Source organism: Dyadobacter sp. BE31, assembly GCF_031457695.1.
In the GTDB taxonomy this organism is placed as follows: Bacteria; Bacteroidota; Bacteroidia; order Cytophagales; family Spirosomataceae; genus Dyadobacter.
Window position 1 is genome coordinate 1,546,666 of the sequence record NZ_JAVDXA010000001.1, and the last position, 16,404, is coordinate 1,563,069.

Sequence of the window (16,404 nt, forward strand, 5' to 3'; positions counted from 1 at the left end):
AAGAAACAATTAATCTAATGAAAACCAAAGCGTTATCCTTTATCTTAGGTATTGTCCTGCTGGGATGTGCCTCTCAGCAAAACTCCCAGAACGCGTCGGTTAAAAGCTCCAAAAGCGAAGCGAAAGCTCGCCGTTTGGAAATCCTGTTTCTGGGCGATAAGGGCCATCACAAGCCCGCCGAACGCGTTCCGCAGATCATGGCTGCATTGGGTCCAAAAGGCTTCAACTTTACCTACACGGATAACCTCAACGACCTGAACCCTGAAACGCTCGCCAAGTACGACGCATTGATGCTGTATGCCAACTGGGACTCGATTGCGCCGCAACAGGCGAAGTCGCTGCTCGACTATGTGGCCAGCGGAAAAGGCTTTATCCCTGTTCACTGCGCTTCTTATTGCTTCCGCAACAACCCTGAAGTGGTGAAACTGATCGGCGGGCAGTTCTGGCGCCATACCTGGGATACCATCCAGCCGGTATGGACCAAGCCCGACCACCCGGCCATCGCAGGCGTGAAGCCATTCAAAACGGTGGATGAAACGTATTTGCACACGTTGCTGCAACCCGACAACATCGTACTTACCGAACGCCTGATCCAGAAAGACCAGGAAAAAGACCGCCCCGGACAGCAGAAAGAGCCTTATACCTGGGTGAGAACCCATGGCAAAGGCCGCATTTTCTACACCGCGTACGGCCACGACGAGCGCACCTGGGGCACGCAAGGATTTGCCGACCTGATCGAAAAAGGTATTCTCTGGGCTGTAAACGACGATGCGCGCAAGGCATTGGCCGCATTGGCGCCGAAGCCGTTCGAATACCGCGAGGCAAAGCTTCCTAACTACGAGCAGCGCCCCGGCCCGCAATTGCAGCAGTTGCCGCTTTCACCGGAAGAATCTGTGAAACACATTCAAATCCCGGTAGACTTTACACTGAGCGTGTTCGCGCACGAGCCGGATGTCATGCACCCGATCGCGATGACGTGGGACGAGCGCGGCAGATTGTACGTGCTCATCACCAAAGATTACCCCAACGAACGCAAGGACACAGGCGGCAGCGACTACATCCTGATCTGCGAGGATACCAACAACGATGGCAAGGCCGATAAATTCACCAAGTTTGCCGATGATTTGAGCATTCCAACCGGTATGGCATTTGCCAACGGCGGATTAGTCGTTTCGCAAGCGCCGCACATGCTGTTCTTGCAGGATACCAATGGTGATGATAAGGCTGATGTGAAGAAAATTCTCTTCTCGGGCTTCGGCACCGGCGATACGCACGCCGGGCCTTCCAACCTGCATTACGGCTTCGACAACTGGGTTTATGGATCAGTAGGTTACTCCGGCTTCAAAGGCAAAGTAGGCAAGAGCGACCAGCTCGATTTCGGTCAGGCATTGTTCCGTTTCAAGCCGGATGGCTCGGACATGGAAATCGTGGCTAAAACTTCGAATAACACCTGGGGATTGGGCTTCAATGAGGCTGGCGATTTGTTCGGTTCTACTGCCAACAACTCGCACGGCTGGTACAGCGCCATTCCTAACCGCTATTTCGGCCAAAGCAAAGTGGATAACGGCAGCCGCAGCACCGATACCCACAAGGACATGCAACCTATCACGCCGAAAGTGCGCCAGGTCGACGTTTTCGGTGGATTCACTGCCGCAGCAGGCCACAACTTCTACACCGCCCGCGCTTATCCGAAACAATACTGGAACAAAGTCGCATTCGTTTCCGAGCCTACCGGCCACATTCTGCACCAGAACATAATGGTGAAAAAAGGCACGGATTATGAGGATCAGCTCGGCTTCAACCTCCTCGCAGGTGCCGACGAATGGGTTGCTCCCGTATTTGCAGAAGTTGGTCCGGATGGCGCCGTGTGGGTAGCCGACTGGTACAGCTACATTATCCAGCACAACCCTACACCTAAGGGCTCCGAAAACGGAAAAGGTAACGCTTACGAAACGCCTCTGCGCGATTTCACCCACGGCCGCCTCTACCGCATCGGTTGGAAGAATGCGCCGAAGTACACCCCGATTGCATTGAGCAAATCGCGTCCGGAAGAGCTCGTGGCGACTTTGAAAAACAACAACATGTTCTGGCGCCAGCACGCGCAACGCCTTTTGGTAGAACGCGGCAACAAAGATGTGGTAGCCAAACTGGTTGAACTCGTTAAAGACAAATCGGTTGACGAAATCGGCCTGAATACGGCTGCAATCCACGCATTGTGGACATTGGAAGGCCTGAATGCCATCTCCGACCCGCAAGTATTGCCGGTGGTAGTGGAAGCATTGAAACACCCATCCAACGACGTACGCAAAACGGCTGTGAAAGTGCTCCCACGCACCGCCGCAACGGGCGAAGTGTTGCTTACCGCCGATGCATTGCACGACAAAGAGCCATTGGTAGTCCTGAACACGCTCCTCGCATTCTCTGAGATTCCATTGACCCCGCAGATCGAAACGGCAGTACTTACGTTGCTGGATACCTATTCCAATGCAGAAGACCGCTGGATGCCGGATGCATTTGCCGCCATCCTGAACTCGCATGACGGGGCATTGCGTACGAAATACATTGCTCAACGTGTTGCGAAAGCTGGTTCAGCGGGGGCTACCCAGCAAACAGCCGCTGCCAGCCACGCAGATCACTCGGCAATGAACCACGAAGGGCACGGCGCAAGTAAAGTGACCGTGCAGGGTGCAGCAGACCTCGCAGTAACTAACATTACCATCGAGCCGAAAACGCCTTACGTACGTGAATATGCCCGCGTGGTGATCGAGATAACCAACATCGGATCAGTACCTGTTACCAAGGAGCAAGTGCCGACGGTGAATGTGGGTATCCGCAGCCGTTCTTTGAATACCAACTACATCAGCCGCCAGCTGACCAACGGCATCGCGCCGGGCGAAACGGTGAAGCTCGTGGAAGGTAACAACGGCCCCTGGAAAACCGCATTCGGTTTTAGTTCCGACGAAGCGGGTAAAGTGAATGTAACAGCTACCGTGGATGTGGATAATGTGGTTCCTGAAAAAGATGAGAACAAAAACAACACGATGAGCAAGTCGTTCGAAGTGCGTCGCCTGGATCGCCTCTCCGACTTCGCATTGGAGCGTACCGTACGCGGCTATACTTCTTATGCCAGCGGTGACGATGTACTGAAACTCATCCAGACCTCGCAATCACTCGATGCACAGGGCCGCAATGCGATCGTGAAAGGTATTCTCGGAGCATGGAACCCTAAACGTCAGGAAACGGCTAACGACGAAGGCAAAAAACTGTTGGCAAGCGTGAAAAGTACGATTCCTGACGATTTGAGCGGCCGTTACACTACATTGCTGGAATCTTACGGCATCAAAGAAGAGGTTGCTTCCGACCCGAATGTCCAGGTTGTGACGATCAAGGCTATTCGTGAAGAAATGAAGTTTACTGTCACCGAATTCACTGCGGTGGCTGGCAAAACGGTTGAAATCGTGTTCGAAAACCCGGATGCGATGCAGCACAACATAGTGGTAGGACGTCCCAAGTCTACCGAGATCATCGGCGCTGCTGCCGACAAAATGATCACCGCCAAAGACGGCGCAGAAAAGAATTATGTACCTAATATCCCTCAGGTTTTGGCCGCGACACCGCTCGTAAACCCCGGCCAGACTTACCGCTTGAAGTTTGTAGTACCGGATCAGGTTGGAGACTATCCGTATGTATGTACGTTCCCTGGCCACTGGCGTCTGATGACCGGGGTCATGAAAGTTGTAAAGGACAAAGGGTTATAATTCTAAACTGCGCTTAGCCTATGGTTTCAAAAGCAATTCAAGTTTAGCGTATAGTTATCAACGTTCAGATTCGCAAGGCATTAAAAATGCCTTTGCGAATCTGGATGGTTGATTTTAAAACACAAAATATGCGATGGATCGTCAGGATCCACCGGAGAGCTATTTTTTTACCATTTTTTAAATAGTATTTATTTAATAATTTTTATTAATAAATAATAATAAAGGTCAATAAAAAGACAATGCTGTAATAACTACTCACATCTAACTCAGGTTAACAATGAACAACTCAAACAGACGAAACCCCTTGCTGGGGCTTCGCAGGCCTCTTTTTGCCCTTTTGGCGGCAGGATGCCTGTCGCCCCAGCAGGGTTGGTCGGAAAAACTCCGCATCGAGCCGACCGTCACTTACCGGAAACCGGTCGACAAAACGATCAACGGAAAGGTCGTCGACGAAAAGAACAGCCCGCTTCCCGGCGTAAGCGTCGTCGTGAAAGGCACCACCACCGGAAGCATTACGGGTGCCGACGGTACTTTCTCCCTGAACGTAGCGGAAACAGCCACGACGCTCTCATTCTCATTCATCGGCTACTCGTCCCAGGAGGTCGCGATCGGCAACCAGTCCAACATCCAGGTAACTTTGCTGCCCAGCAGCGAGGAGCTCACGGAAGTGGTTGTGGTGGGTTATGGCACACAATCCTCGGCAGCGGTAACCGGCGCGGTAAGCAACATTCAGGCCAAGGACCTGATCCGTACACCGTCTATCGGAACTTCCGATGCATTGGTGGGCCGTGTGCAGGGTATCACCGCCCGCAAGGCCGACGCCCGCCCCGGTGCTGCCACCACCATTCAAATCCGGAATATGGGTACGCCGCTTTTCGTAATTGACGGTGTACCATCCGACGCGAACAGTTTCAACAACCTGGGCCAGAACGATATTGAAAGCGTTTCGATCCTGAAAGACGCTTCCGCGGCGGTATATGGTCTGCGGGCTGCCAACGGGGTGGTTTTGGTAACCACCAAAAGAGGTAAGGCGGGTGATGGGACGAAGATCAGCCTGTCGGGCTACTATGGTTTGCAGAACTTCACGCGCTATCCTAAGCCCGCCAATGCCTACCAGCACATGCGCGGGCTCGTGGAGTCGGATGTGAACCAGGGTCGCACGCCGTCCATTACGCCGGCTGAACTGGAAAAATGGCGCGTCGGTACCGAAAAGGGCTATCAGAGCTTCGATTATTACGATATGGTGATGCGCCCGAATGTGCCCCAGTACTTCGGTAATGCGAGTGTGCAGGGCGGCAGCGACAAAATGAACTACTTCTTGTCGATCAGTCACCTGAATCAGGACGCATTGATCCGCGACTACAACTTCAAACGGACTAACATTCAGGCTAATGTGGAAGCCAGCCTCACGAAAGGTTTGAAAGTGGGAACGCAGATCAGCGGCCGGATCGAAAACCGGTTCCAGGTGGGTGTGCCGGGTTTGGATGATTATTTCAACCCGTTCCTCAGTATTTTCACCATGTGGCCCACGGAACGTCCCTATGCGAACGACAATCCGAAATACATCAACCAGACCCACAACGTGAACGTGAATCCGGCTACCTATAAAAAGGACGTAACCGGCTATATCGACGAGGTCTGGCGGAATGTGAAGGGCAACTTTTATGCCGAATATGATTTCAAATTCGGCCTGAAAGCGAAAGGGACTTATTCCTATGCCTTCACCAACTTCGATTTCGACGGATTTGAATATACCTACGACGCCTACACTTACGACGCCAAGAACGACTCCTATAACGTAGTACCCGGCGGCGGTAACCAGAACCCCTGGCGCGAACGCCGGAAACGCAATATCGTCGACCGGTTTGCACAGTTCCAGCTGAGCTATGCCAAGGCATTCGGCAACCACGATATTTCCGCCGTGGCCGCTTACGAGCGCTCCGATAATGTGAATACTTACCTGGTGGTACACACCGTTCCGCCGAACAACTACATCCCGCTGATGTCGTTCGCCAACCAGGATTTGCTCATCGACGAGTGGAGCACCGAAGCGCGGGCCGGTTATGTGGGTAGGATCAATTATGATTTCAAGCAAAAATACCTGCTCGAACTCGTAGGCCGCTATGACGGCTCATTCCTGTACGCGCCCGGCAAGCGGTACGGTTTCTTCCCCGGCGTTTCGGCGGGATGGCGTATTTCGGAAGAGAATTTCTTCAAAGGCAAGCTTGAAAATGTATTCAGCAGCCTCAAACTTCGTGCCTCTTACGGCCGCACCGGTGCCGACCGCCTGAGCAACAACGACTTTGTGGTGGCGCCATTCAGCTACCTGCCGGGCTACAACTTTTTGCAAGGCAGTGCTATTTTCGACGGCAACTACACCATTGGCGTTCGCCCGAGAGGTTTGCCGATTACCACGCTTTCGTGGATCACCAACATTACGACCAACATCGGTCTGGATTTTGGTTTAATGGATGGAAAGCTGACCGGCCAGTTTGATGTTTTCGAAAGAAAGCGCGAAGGATTGCCTGCGGCCCGTTACGACGTACTCCTGCCTTCCGAAGTAGGTTACTCGCTGCCGAACGAAAACCTGAACTCCGATACGCACCGCGGTCTGGAAGGGGTTTTGACCTACAAAAGTTCGGTGGGGCAGGTTGATTATACTTTGAGTGCCAATGCGACATTATCGCGCCGACGCGACCTGGATTTCTATAAACCGCGTTTTGGTAATTCCTTCAACGAGTACCGTGCCTCGTTCGTAGATCGCTGGGGCAACATTAACTGGGGTTACCAGGTAATCGGCCAGTTCCAGTCGATGGAGGAGATTGAAAGCTACAAAATCGACAACGACGGCCAGGGCAACCGCTCGCACCTGCCCGGCGACTTCATTTACAAAGATGTGAACGGCGATGGCATTATCAACGAGCTCGACCAACGGCCAATCGGTTACGCAGAAGGAGCCAACCCGTATCTGAGCTTTGCATTTAATGGAAGTGTGGCTTACAAAGGCTTCTCGCTATTCTTCGATTTCGCAGGTGCTTCGCTGCAAAGCTTCCAGCGCAACTGGGAGTTAAAGATCCCTTACCAGAACAACGGTACCTCGCCGCATTTCATGCTCGAAGACCGTTGGCACCGCGAAGATCCGTTCGATCCGAACAGCAAATGGATCCCCGGCACTTATCCGGCAATCCGCAAGGACAATACTAGCCACGTGAATTTCAGGGGAAGCGATTTCTGGATCACCAATGTGCGTTACATCCGCCTCCGCAACATTGAGCTTGGCTATTCTTTCGATCAGAAAATCTCGAAAAAACTAGGCCTCTCCGCACTGCGCATTTACGTGAATGCCTCCAACCTGTTCTCGATCGACAATGTGAAGAAGTACGAGATCGATCCGGAGATTTCATCGGGTAATGCATTGGTTTATCCACAGCAGCGCTTGTTCAATGCAGGTTTTAACCTCACTTTCTAAAAACTGGTTATGAAAAAACTATCACTAAAAATATTTGTCGCTGCCTCCATGCTCGTTTTCGCTGGCTGCAACGACTGGCTCGAACGCAAGCCGCAGAATATCATTCTCGAAGAACAGGTCTGGAACGATCCGAAGATGATCACCGGGCTCTTGGCCAACTATTACGATCGCCTGCCTGCTCACACGTCGCTGACAACCGGCTGGGCCGAATTTGCCGCTTACGATGAAGCCATGTGGTCCAACAACGACGACGGGCGTAACAACATCATCAACTATCCCACTACCCGCTGGACACTATGGGATTATGGCTTGATCCGCGACATTAACCTCGCATTGGAAAGCATCGAAACCCACGCCGTTAAGCTCTCGGATGCGCAAAAGGCCCAGTTTAGCGCGGAGCTGCGTTTCCTGCGGGCCTATGTGTATTTCGAGCACGTGAAACGAATGGGAGGTGTTCCGCTGATCACCAAACAGCTCATTTACGATTTCAGCGGGGACCCGTCGCCTCTTCAAAATCCGCGCAACAAGGAGGAAGAAGTGTACGATTTCATCGCCTCGGAGCTCGATGCGGTGAAAGATCAGCTCGGCAACGGCACCAGCAATACGCGGGCTAACAAGTTTACGGCATTGGCGGTAAAAAGCCGTGCAATGCTTTACGCGGCGTCCATCGCAAAATACAACAACCTGATGGCTTCGCCGATTTCGACACCGGGCGGCGAAGTGGGCATTCCGGCTTCCCGTGCTAAAGATTACTACGCCAAATCGCTGGCGGCATCGGCAGAAATTATCAACAGCGGCAGTTTTGAGCTCTACAAAGCCAATCCCGACAAAGGCGCGAATTTTTATGAAGCCATCACCAAGAAAAGCGCCAACCGGGAGGTGATCTGGGCGCAGGACTTCCTGGTGAGCAAAGACAAGCGGCACGGCTTTACCTACGACAACATCGCGCGCAATGTACGCGAGGATAACCTCTCGTCGTCGTCCATCACGCCGTCGCTGAACCTCGTGGAAGATTACGAATACCTCGACGGGACTTCCGGCGAACTGAAAAACCGCAACGCCGCCAATACCGATTACGTGTATTACGACAAATTGCAGGATATTTTCGCCAACAAGGACGCGCGGCTGTATGGCACCATTATCTATCCCGGCACATCATTCCGCGGGACAGAGGTACAAATCCAGGCCGGTGTAAAAGTTTGGGACAGTGCAGCCAATGCATTCAAGACCGTCGAATCCAATGTGCTGGGCTCGACCTACGAGGATGGCGGCCTGCTCACCGGAGCTTCCGGCCCGCAGCGTTCACAAACGGAGGTTTCTAACACTGGTTTTTACCTGCGTAAGTTTGTGGATCAAACCGCCATGTCGAGCACGCGCGGCATCCGCAGTGATATGTGGTGGGTGAGATTCCGGCTAGGCGAAATTTACTTGAACGCAGCCGAAGCCGCACTGGAACTGGGACAAACCGCCGATGCATTGAAATACACCAATACATTGCGCGAACGTGCCGGCTTCCCTGCCAATAGTCTCAAAACGATTAATCTCGAAAAACTGCAAAACGAACGTCGTGTCGAGCTGGCGTTTGAAGATCACCGCGTGTGGGACCTGATGCGCTGGCGTACCGCCCATGAAGTTTGGAATGGCAACTCCGCCAACCCCGACGCGATGATTTATGCGCTCTACCCCTACCGTGTCGTACGCCCGGGCCACGCTACCCATGGCAAATATGTCTTCGACAAGCTGGTAGCGCCGCGTTTTCGAGCCCCGCGATTCTTCCAGATCGCGAACTACTACTCGTTCATCCCGCAGAACGCGATCGACAACAATCCGAAAATCGTCCGCAATCCATTCCATTAATCCAAAAAGCAATGAAATCAAGAATCATACATAGCATTCCCGCGCTGCTGCTGGCATTGGTGACCGCCCTTTCGGGATGCGAAAAAGATAACCGCACCGAACCTGAATCGGTTTTGAAAGGAAAAGTAGTTTTTGAGGGGCAGCCGATCGGTCTTCGCTCCAACGGCGTCCAGCTCGAACTGTGGCAGCACGGCTACCAGCTCTTTACCAAAATACCTGTGATGGTTGCCCAGGACGGCACATTTTCGGCCTCGCTGTTCGACGGCAATTACAAACTCGTAAGGCTCCGCGGCAATGGCCCGTGGGTAGACAATACCGATTCCATCGATGTGGAATTGCGCGGTTCCAAGGAGATCGATGTGCCGGTTAATCCTTTCTTTATTCTCAAAAATGATGTGTATTCCAAAGGGGAAGGCAAGGTTTCGGCGACATTCAATGTGCAGCAGGTCACAGCAGGCCGTACCATCGAAAGGGTGAATCTTTACATTGGTACCACCACAATCGTAGACCCCGGCAACAATGTCGGCAATGCACAGGAAGTGGCGGCGAATATTACCGACTTGTCGAAACCGATTACGCTTACAGCCAACATTCCGGCTAACCTTGCATCACGCGAGTACATTTATGCGCGTATAGGTGTGAAGACCTCGGGTGTAGGCGAGATGCTTTTCGGCATGCCGCAGAAGGTTATGCTGAGATAATGAGGCCATTCATTTTCTTACTACTCATCCTGGGCGCGCAGATTGGTCGCGCCCAGGATTCACTGATAACGGAGCTATCGAGGCGCCATTTAGTTTCATAAAATTTGATTATTTCTACCTCTTTGCCTCCTATTGTTATTGTTGCCGCGCGCAAAAACGTACCGGGTGCGACATATGAATGCCGTAGGCATGTACCAACGAATAGAACGTCGGCGGGGTGTCACACGCACATCCATGGTACTCAAAAAATACAAAAGCGCAATTGAAAAGATCGTCCGTCATGAAGCATTAACCAACCTTCCTGCGTATATTTAATATTATGAAAGTCGTACAATTCACCATACCCGTTTCCCGCGAAAGTACAATTGTTGTTCAGGAGGAAAAGCTGCCGCATTACTACCCGCATTTGCACCGCCACCGCGAGGTACAGATCGAATGGGTGGTGGAAGGTTCGGGAATCCTGGTCGCGGGGAATTACATGCAGCGGTTCGAATCGGGCGACATTTACATTATCGGGGCCAACCAATCACACATCTTCAAGAACGACGAGTCCTATTTCAATCCCGATGAGCCCAGGCAGATCCACTCCGTTTCCATCTTTTTCGATCCCAATTATTTATCCCAAAATATCCTGAGCCTGCCGGAAATGGCCAATATCCGGAAGTTCGTCCACGGCGTACACAATGGCTTTCAAATCCCGGAAGAAGCGCGGGAGGCTGTACAGAAGATCATTTCAGAGATCATTCATCACAAAGAAAGCCAGCGGGTGGCCGCATTTATTAAGCTCCTCTACCAATTCTCCACTACCCGCGACCTGAAACCGCTCGCAACGAGCAACAGCGAGCAGGTCATTTCGGAAGTCGAGGGTATCCGCATGGACCGCATTTTCCAATACCTCGTCACCAACTACAAACGCCACATTTCCCTCGCCGAAATCTCCGAAATCGCCAACCTCACGCCGCAGGCATTCTGCCGGTATTTCAAGAAGCATACCGACAAAACCTTCGTCAGTTTCCTGAACGAAGTACGGATCAACGAGGCCTGCAAAATCATTCTTTCCGGGAAATTCGACAGCTTCTCGGATATCTGCTACCAGACCGGCTTCGACCACGTGACGAATTTCAACCGGGTGTTTAAAAAGACGACAGGCATGTCGCCGGGGGAATATCAGAAGGGGTTTAGGGATATTTAGGGGTCATGTGTTGTCAGGAATGGTCAGGGATTGTCAGGAATGGTCATGTGTTGTCAGGAATAGTCAAGGATTGTCAGGAGGCCCCGCTTGGGCCGGGCGGTGTGTGATGCATTTCATTCCTACAAATAGGGGACCGCTCTGCGGTCACGTTACTGCCATGTGGGGCTTGTTCACATAACTGCGAACCGCAAGGCCATAGAATGGCCGCCTGTTTATAGCACAATAGAACCCATTTTCACGGCTCCATCGGAGCCTCCTGTTTATAGCACATAATACGACAACTTCGTCGCGGCTCATCGGAGCCTCCTCCTACCGGACCGGCGTCCAACTACCTCCCCGACCATTTAATAACCGTTTAAATCCGCACACTATGCCTTGAATTGGCTAAATTGGAAACGGATTTATCTATTCTAAACCATCATTTTGAAAAACACCCCATCAACCGGCTGGCAAATCTGGATCGACACCGGCGGTACCTTTACCGATTGCCTGGGCATCGATCCCGCCGGAAAGAAAACACGCATCAAAGTGCTCAGTTCGAGTTGCCTCCGCGGCCGCATCACTGAAAAACTCAGCCAGAATACCTACCGTTTCGAAGCCGCATGGCCATACGACGGCGATCTTTTCAAAAATTATACATTCAAACTGCACGGCAACGATACGCCAAGCCGCGTTGTACAAATCGACCGGCAGCGGCAAACGATTACATTAGCAGACGATCTCTCATTTACGCAGCCTGCCGATTTTGAAATAACCACCGGCGAAGAAGCGCCCATTCTCGCAGCGCGCCTGCTCACACAAACACCACTCGATCAACCACTTCCGCCAATTGCCATGCGACTAGGAACCACCCGGGGTACCAATGCACTGCTCGAACGGAAAGGGGCCAAAACGCTGTTGGTTGTTACGAAGGGATTTAAAGATCTGCTTTACATCGGCAATCAGCAACGGCCATCTCTTTTTCAACTCAATATCCCTGAGCCGAAATTACTTTACAGCGAAATACTGGAAGTGGATGAGCGGCTCGACGCGGTCGGGAATGTGATTCAGGCATTGGATTTGGCTGATTTTAACACAAAACAAAGACCTACTGATTACAAGTCAGTTGCTCTTTCGCTCCTGCATTCTTATCAAAATCCGGAACATGAATCGCAGCTTGCAACGTGGTTCCGGAATATTGGTGCAAAATACATTTCCGCGTCGTCGGATCTGTTTCCGTTTTCGCATTACTTGCGAAGAACCCAAACCGCAGTAGTGAATGCCTACCTCGATCCGATCCTGGACCAATACCTGACCAATATTCGTGCCGCGTTAACCGGCGGCAGTCTGCAAGTGATGACCAGCACCGGCAGTCTTTCCGAAGTGGGCGGGTTCCGTGCAAAGGATAGCCTATTGAGCGGTCCGGCCGGCGGAATGGTAGCCGCCACCAATTTCGCTCAAAAGATGGGTTTTTCGAAGGCTATTACCTTCGATATGGGCGGTACCAGCACCGACACCGCGCTGATCGACGGCCAACCGGAATTAAAATACATTACCGAAATCGACGGCATCGAATTCCACAACCCTACGCTGGCCATTGAAACTGTGGCTGCGGGCGGTGGCTCTGTTTGCTGGTTTGATGGTTTTTCGCTTCAAGTGGGTCCGGAAAGCGCAGGGGCGTCGCCCGGCCCGGCTTGCTACGGAGCCGGCGGGCCGTTGACAGTAACGGACATGAATCTGCTCCTCGGCAAGCTGGAAACTTCGAAATTCAGCATTCCTATTAATGCCGAAGCCGCTATTGCGAGGCTGGAAGAGCTCCGGGCCTACATTCAATCGCAAACCGGTAACTTGCTGAGCCACCAGGAAATCCTCATCGGCCTCGAACGCATTGCCAACGAGAAAATGGCCGACGCCATCCGGAAAATTTCGGTCGAAAAAGGCATTAACCCTAATGCATTTGCGCTCGTCACTTTTGGCGGCGCAGGAGGTTTGCACGCATGCCAGCTCGCCGAGCTATTGGGGATGAACACCGTGCTGCTACCCTACGATGGCGGACTTTTCAGCGCAGCGGGCATTGGTGAGGCGCTGATCAGCACGATTGTCTCCAAACAGATTCTCCTGCCCTGGACCGAAGCTGCCCAAAACGTTACAGAATGGCAGGGTGTTCTTGGAAATCAAGCGGCCGGAATTTTACAAAATCAGGGTATTGAGGCTTTTGAAATTGTATTTTACCATGTTTACCTTCGTTTTGCCGGCCAGGAAAACACGGTTGAAATACCCTATTCCGGCGATACTACGCTTGCTGTTTTTGAAGAAACCTATCGCACGCAATTCGGTTACTACCCTGCCAATGCGATAGTGGAGTTGGAAAGTATTAAGCTAAAAGTGCAGGAGCGCGGACCCGGCATTAATCCATTGCAGCTCATTGAAAATGGCCCCAAAGCACAGTATTTAGGTAACAGCAAGCCATTTTTAACTGATTTAAAACGACCTGAAATCACCGTTTTTGAATGGGATAATCTCCAACCCGGCGATCAGCTGGACGGCCCTTCCATTCTGCTCAACAATACTTCCACAACCTATTTGCCCGAGGGATGGAAACTGGTGATCCAGCACGGCCTGGATGCTGTTGCCTGGAAAACGGAAGTGGCGCAAACACGCGCAGAAAAACAAAGCGAAGAAGTAGCATTGCAACTTTTCACCAACCGTTTCAAGGCCGTTGCCGATGAAATGGGCGTTCAATTGCAGCGGACGGCATTTTCCGTGAATGTGAAAGAACGCCTCGACTTCTCCTGCGCATTGCTCGACGCCGACGGCGAACTCCTCGTGAACGCACAGCACATCCCCGTGCACCTGGGTAGCATGGGCATATGCGGGCGCCTGGTGCGCGAGGCCATCGCCATCGGGCCCGGCGATGTGGTGATTACCAATCATCCGCAATACGGCGGGTCGCATTTGCCGGACATTACTTTGATAGCCGGGGTGTTCACAGAGGATGAAACTTGCGTAGGCTATGTGATCAACCGCGCACATCATGCCGAAGTGGGCGGAAAAACACCGGGTTCGATGCCGCCGGACGCAACTTGTCTGGCCGAAGAAGGCGTGGTGATCATGCCGCAGTATTTGGTGAAGGCGGGTGAGTTTCAGTGGGAGGCATTGCGGGAGCTATTCACGAGCGGGCCTTATCCTACCCGGTCATTTCTTTCCAATGAGGCCGATATTATTGCTGCATTGTCGGCATTGAAAAAGGGCAGCGCACAGCTATTGAAACTGGTCGAAAACCACGGCTTGGAAACGGTTCGGAAATATATGGGAATGCTGAAACAAACGGCCGTTTCGCAGCTTCGGAATGCACTACAACCGTTGCAGGGGCAGGCTTTTGAAGCCTCAGAACTGCTGGACGATAATCATCGGATAGCTGTAAAAATCAGCGTAGCCGATCATAAGCAAATCTTTGATTTTGTGGGCACTTCGGACGTGCACCCGAATAATCTGAACGCCAATATCTCCATTTTGTACAGTGCCATTCTGTATGTACTAAGGCTTTTGGTAAATAAGGAAATTCCTTTGAATGATGGCTTAATGCAGGATGTGGAGATCAAACTACCTGAAAACAGCTTCCTGCATCCTCAGTTTTCCGACGATCCCTGGCAATGCCCTGCGGTGGTTGGCGGGAATACGGAAGTTAGCCAGCGGCTGGTAGATACTTTGCTGAAAGCATTCGGGCTAGCCGCTTGCAGCCAGGGCACGATGAACAATTTCCTATTCGGCAACGAGCAGTTTGGCTATTATGAAACCATCGGTGGCGGCGTAGGCGCGGGCGACGGGTTCCATGGCCGCTCGGCGGTGCACCAGCATATGACCAATACGCGCATTACCGATCCCGAGCAACTGGAACGGAAGTACCCGGTGCGGCTGCTGGAATTCGGCGTTCGTCGTGGTTCCGGCGGCGCGGGGTGCTGGCGCGGCGGGGATGGCATCGTGCGGAAACTGGAATTCCTGGCGCCGTTGCAGGTTACTCTGCTGGGCCAGCACCGGCGGTATGCACCTTATGGAATGGCTGGTGGTGGCGATGGGCTTTGTGGGCGGCATACGTTGTTATCAAATGGCTTATCTAGTCAGTTACCTGGGATTTGTAGTCTGAAAGTGAATGCGGGAGATGTTTTGACTATCGAGACTCCCGGGGGCGGGGCGTATGGTGTATAACTTTAATATGCCACGAAGACACGAATATGCACGAATGTAAACTTCGTGTGAATTCGTGTAATCCGTGGCAAAAACAATATGTCAAAAAACAAAAACGCCCTGCTAGGCGCCGCGTTCCTGATGGCCACTTCCGCGGTTGGCCCGGGCTTCCTGACGCAGACGACCGTCTTCACCGAAAAGCTGGCGACCAGCTTCGGCTTTATCATTCTGCTATCGATATTGATCGACCTCGCCGTCCAGTTCAATATCTGGCAGATCATCACCGTCTCGGGTAAACGGGCCCAGGACCTCGCGAACGAGCTTTTCCCTGGTCTTGGCTACCTTCTTGCATTTCTCATCGTGGCTGGCGGGTTGGCCTTTAATATCGGCAACGTAGCCGGTGCCGGCCTCGGCATTGAGGCCATGACCGGCGTCAGCGTGCAAACCGGCGCCATCCTAAGCGCTGCCATAGCCATCGGCATTTTCCTGTTCAAGGAGGCCGGCAAAGCCATGGACGTCTTCGCCAAAGTCCTCGGTTTTGTCATGATAGCGCTCATTCTCTATGTCGCATTCACCTCGCATCCGCCATTGAGCAGCGCCATCCAGCACACCTTTTTCCCCGAAAAATTCGACCCTATCGCCACCCTCACGCTCGTAGGGGGCACCGTGGGCGGGTACATCTCCTTCGCAGGGGCGCACCGCCTGCTCGACTCGGGTATGCAAGGCGAAAGCGCCCTGAAAGAAGTGAATCGCGGGGCGTCCACCGGAATTCTTATCACCGCATTGATCCGCTATTTGCTGTTTCTGGCTACGCTCGGCATTATCCTCACCGGCGCAAGCATTAACCCGGACAATCCCGCCGCCTCGGTCTTTGAAAATGCAGCAGGAGCATTCGGCAGGCAACTTTTCGGGCTTATGATATGGGCGGCTGCCATTACTTCGGTGGTGGGCGCCGCTTACACCTCCATTTCGTTTCTTCGAACATTTCATCCTTTGATCGAGCGGTACCATTCGTACGTGACCATTGTGTTTATCCTCATTTCTACCATCATTTTCCTGCTGGCAGGTCGGCCGGTGAAAGTACTCGTATTTGTGGGCACGTTAAATGGCTTCGTGCTTCCCATTGCCCTGGCCATTCTGCTTGTAGCTAGCCGTAAACAGCGATTAATGAGAAAATATAAACATCCCGTATTGCTTCAAGCGGCGGGCTGGATCGTCGTGCTTATCCTCCTTGCAATGGGTTTCAATGTATTTTAAATGTTA

The 16,404-nt window shown here is 52.3% G+C and carries 7 protein-coding genes; all 7 read left to right on the forward strand.

The window, feature by feature from the left end; translation table 11 throughout:
- Positions 1–17: 17 nt before the first annotated feature.
- Positions 18–3,758 carry a PVC-type heme-binding CxxCH protein gene (locus J2Y43_RS06490; RefSeq protein ID WP_309980740.1) on the forward strand — a complete coding sequence of 1,247 codons (3,741 nt, stop codon included), beginning with the start codon at positions 18–20 and terminating at the stop codon, positions 3,756–3,758.
- Positions 3,759–4,035: 277 nt separating this feature from the next.
- Complete coding sequence (locus J2Y43_RS06495; protein ID WP_309980739.1) at positions 4,036–7,227, forward strand: TonB-dependent receptor; 3,192 nt, start codon at positions 4,036–4,038, stop codon at positions 7,225–7,227.
- Between the two features lie 9 nt (positions 7,228–7,236).
- The gene (locus J2Y43_RS06500; protein ID WP_309980738.1) at positions 7,237–9,084 is read left to right on the forward strand and encodes a RagB/SusD family nutrient uptake outer membrane protein; all 1,848 of its coding nucleotides are present in this window, start codon (positions 7,237–7,239) and stop codon (positions 9,082–9,084) included.
- A gap of 11 nt (positions 9,085–9,095) precedes the next feature.
- Complete coding sequence (locus J2Y43_RS06505; RefSeq protein WP_309980737.1) at positions 9,096–9,785, forward strand: DUF3823 domain-containing protein; 690 nt, start codon at positions 9,096–9,098, stop codon at positions 9,783–9,785.
- Between the two features lie 319 nt (positions 9,786–10,104).
- Positions 10,105–10,977 (forward strand): AraC family transcriptional regulator, encoded by an 873-nt coding sequence (locus J2Y43_RS06510; protein ID WP_309980736.1) that lies wholly within the window; start codon positions 10,105–10,107, stop codon positions 10,975–10,977.
- A gap of 423 nt (positions 10,978–11,400) precedes the next feature.
- The gene (locus J2Y43_RS06515) at positions 11,401–15,162 is read left to right on the forward strand and encodes a hydantoinase B/oxoprolinase family protein (protein ID WP_309980735.1); all 3,762 of its coding nucleotides are present in this window, start codon (positions 11,401–11,403) and stop codon (positions 15,160–15,162) included.
- 78 nt (positions 15,163–15,240) lie between these two features.
- Positions 15,241–16,398 carry a divalent metal cation transporter gene (locus tag J2Y43_RS06520; protein WP_309980734.1) on the forward strand — a complete coding sequence of 386 codons (1,158 nt, stop codon included), beginning with the start codon at positions 15,241–15,243 and terminating at the stop codon, positions 16,396–16,398.
- Positions 16,399–16,404 lie beyond the last annotated feature (6 nt).

What these genes read in the sequence shown, in the direction of transcription:
- J2Y43_RS06490 (WP_309980740.1), top strand. Translation starts at nt 18, where the DNA reads ATGAAAACCAAAGCGTTATCCTTTATCTTAGGTATTGTCCTGCTGGGA.
- J2Y43_RS06495 (WP_309980739.1), top strand. Translation starts at nt 4,036, where the DNA reads ATGAACAACTCAAACAGACGAAACCCCTTGCTGGGGCTTCGCAGGCCT.
- J2Y43_RS06500 (WP_309980738.1), top strand. Translation starts at nt 7,237, where the DNA reads ATGAAAAAACTATCACTAAAAATATTTGTCGCTGCCTCCATGCTCGTT.
- J2Y43_RS06520 (WP_309980734.1), top strand. Translation starts at nt 15,241, where the DNA reads ATGTCAAAAAACAAAAACGCCCTGCTAGGCGCCGCGTTCCTGATGGCC.
- J2Y43_RS06505 (WP_309980737.1), top strand. Translation starts at nt 9,096, where the DNA reads ATGAAATCAAGAATCATACATAGCATTCCCGCGCTGCTGCTGGCATTG.
- J2Y43_RS06510 (WP_309980736.1), top strand. Translation starts at nt 10,105, where the DNA reads ATGAAAGTCGTACAATTCACCATACCCGTTTCCCGCGAAAGTACAATT.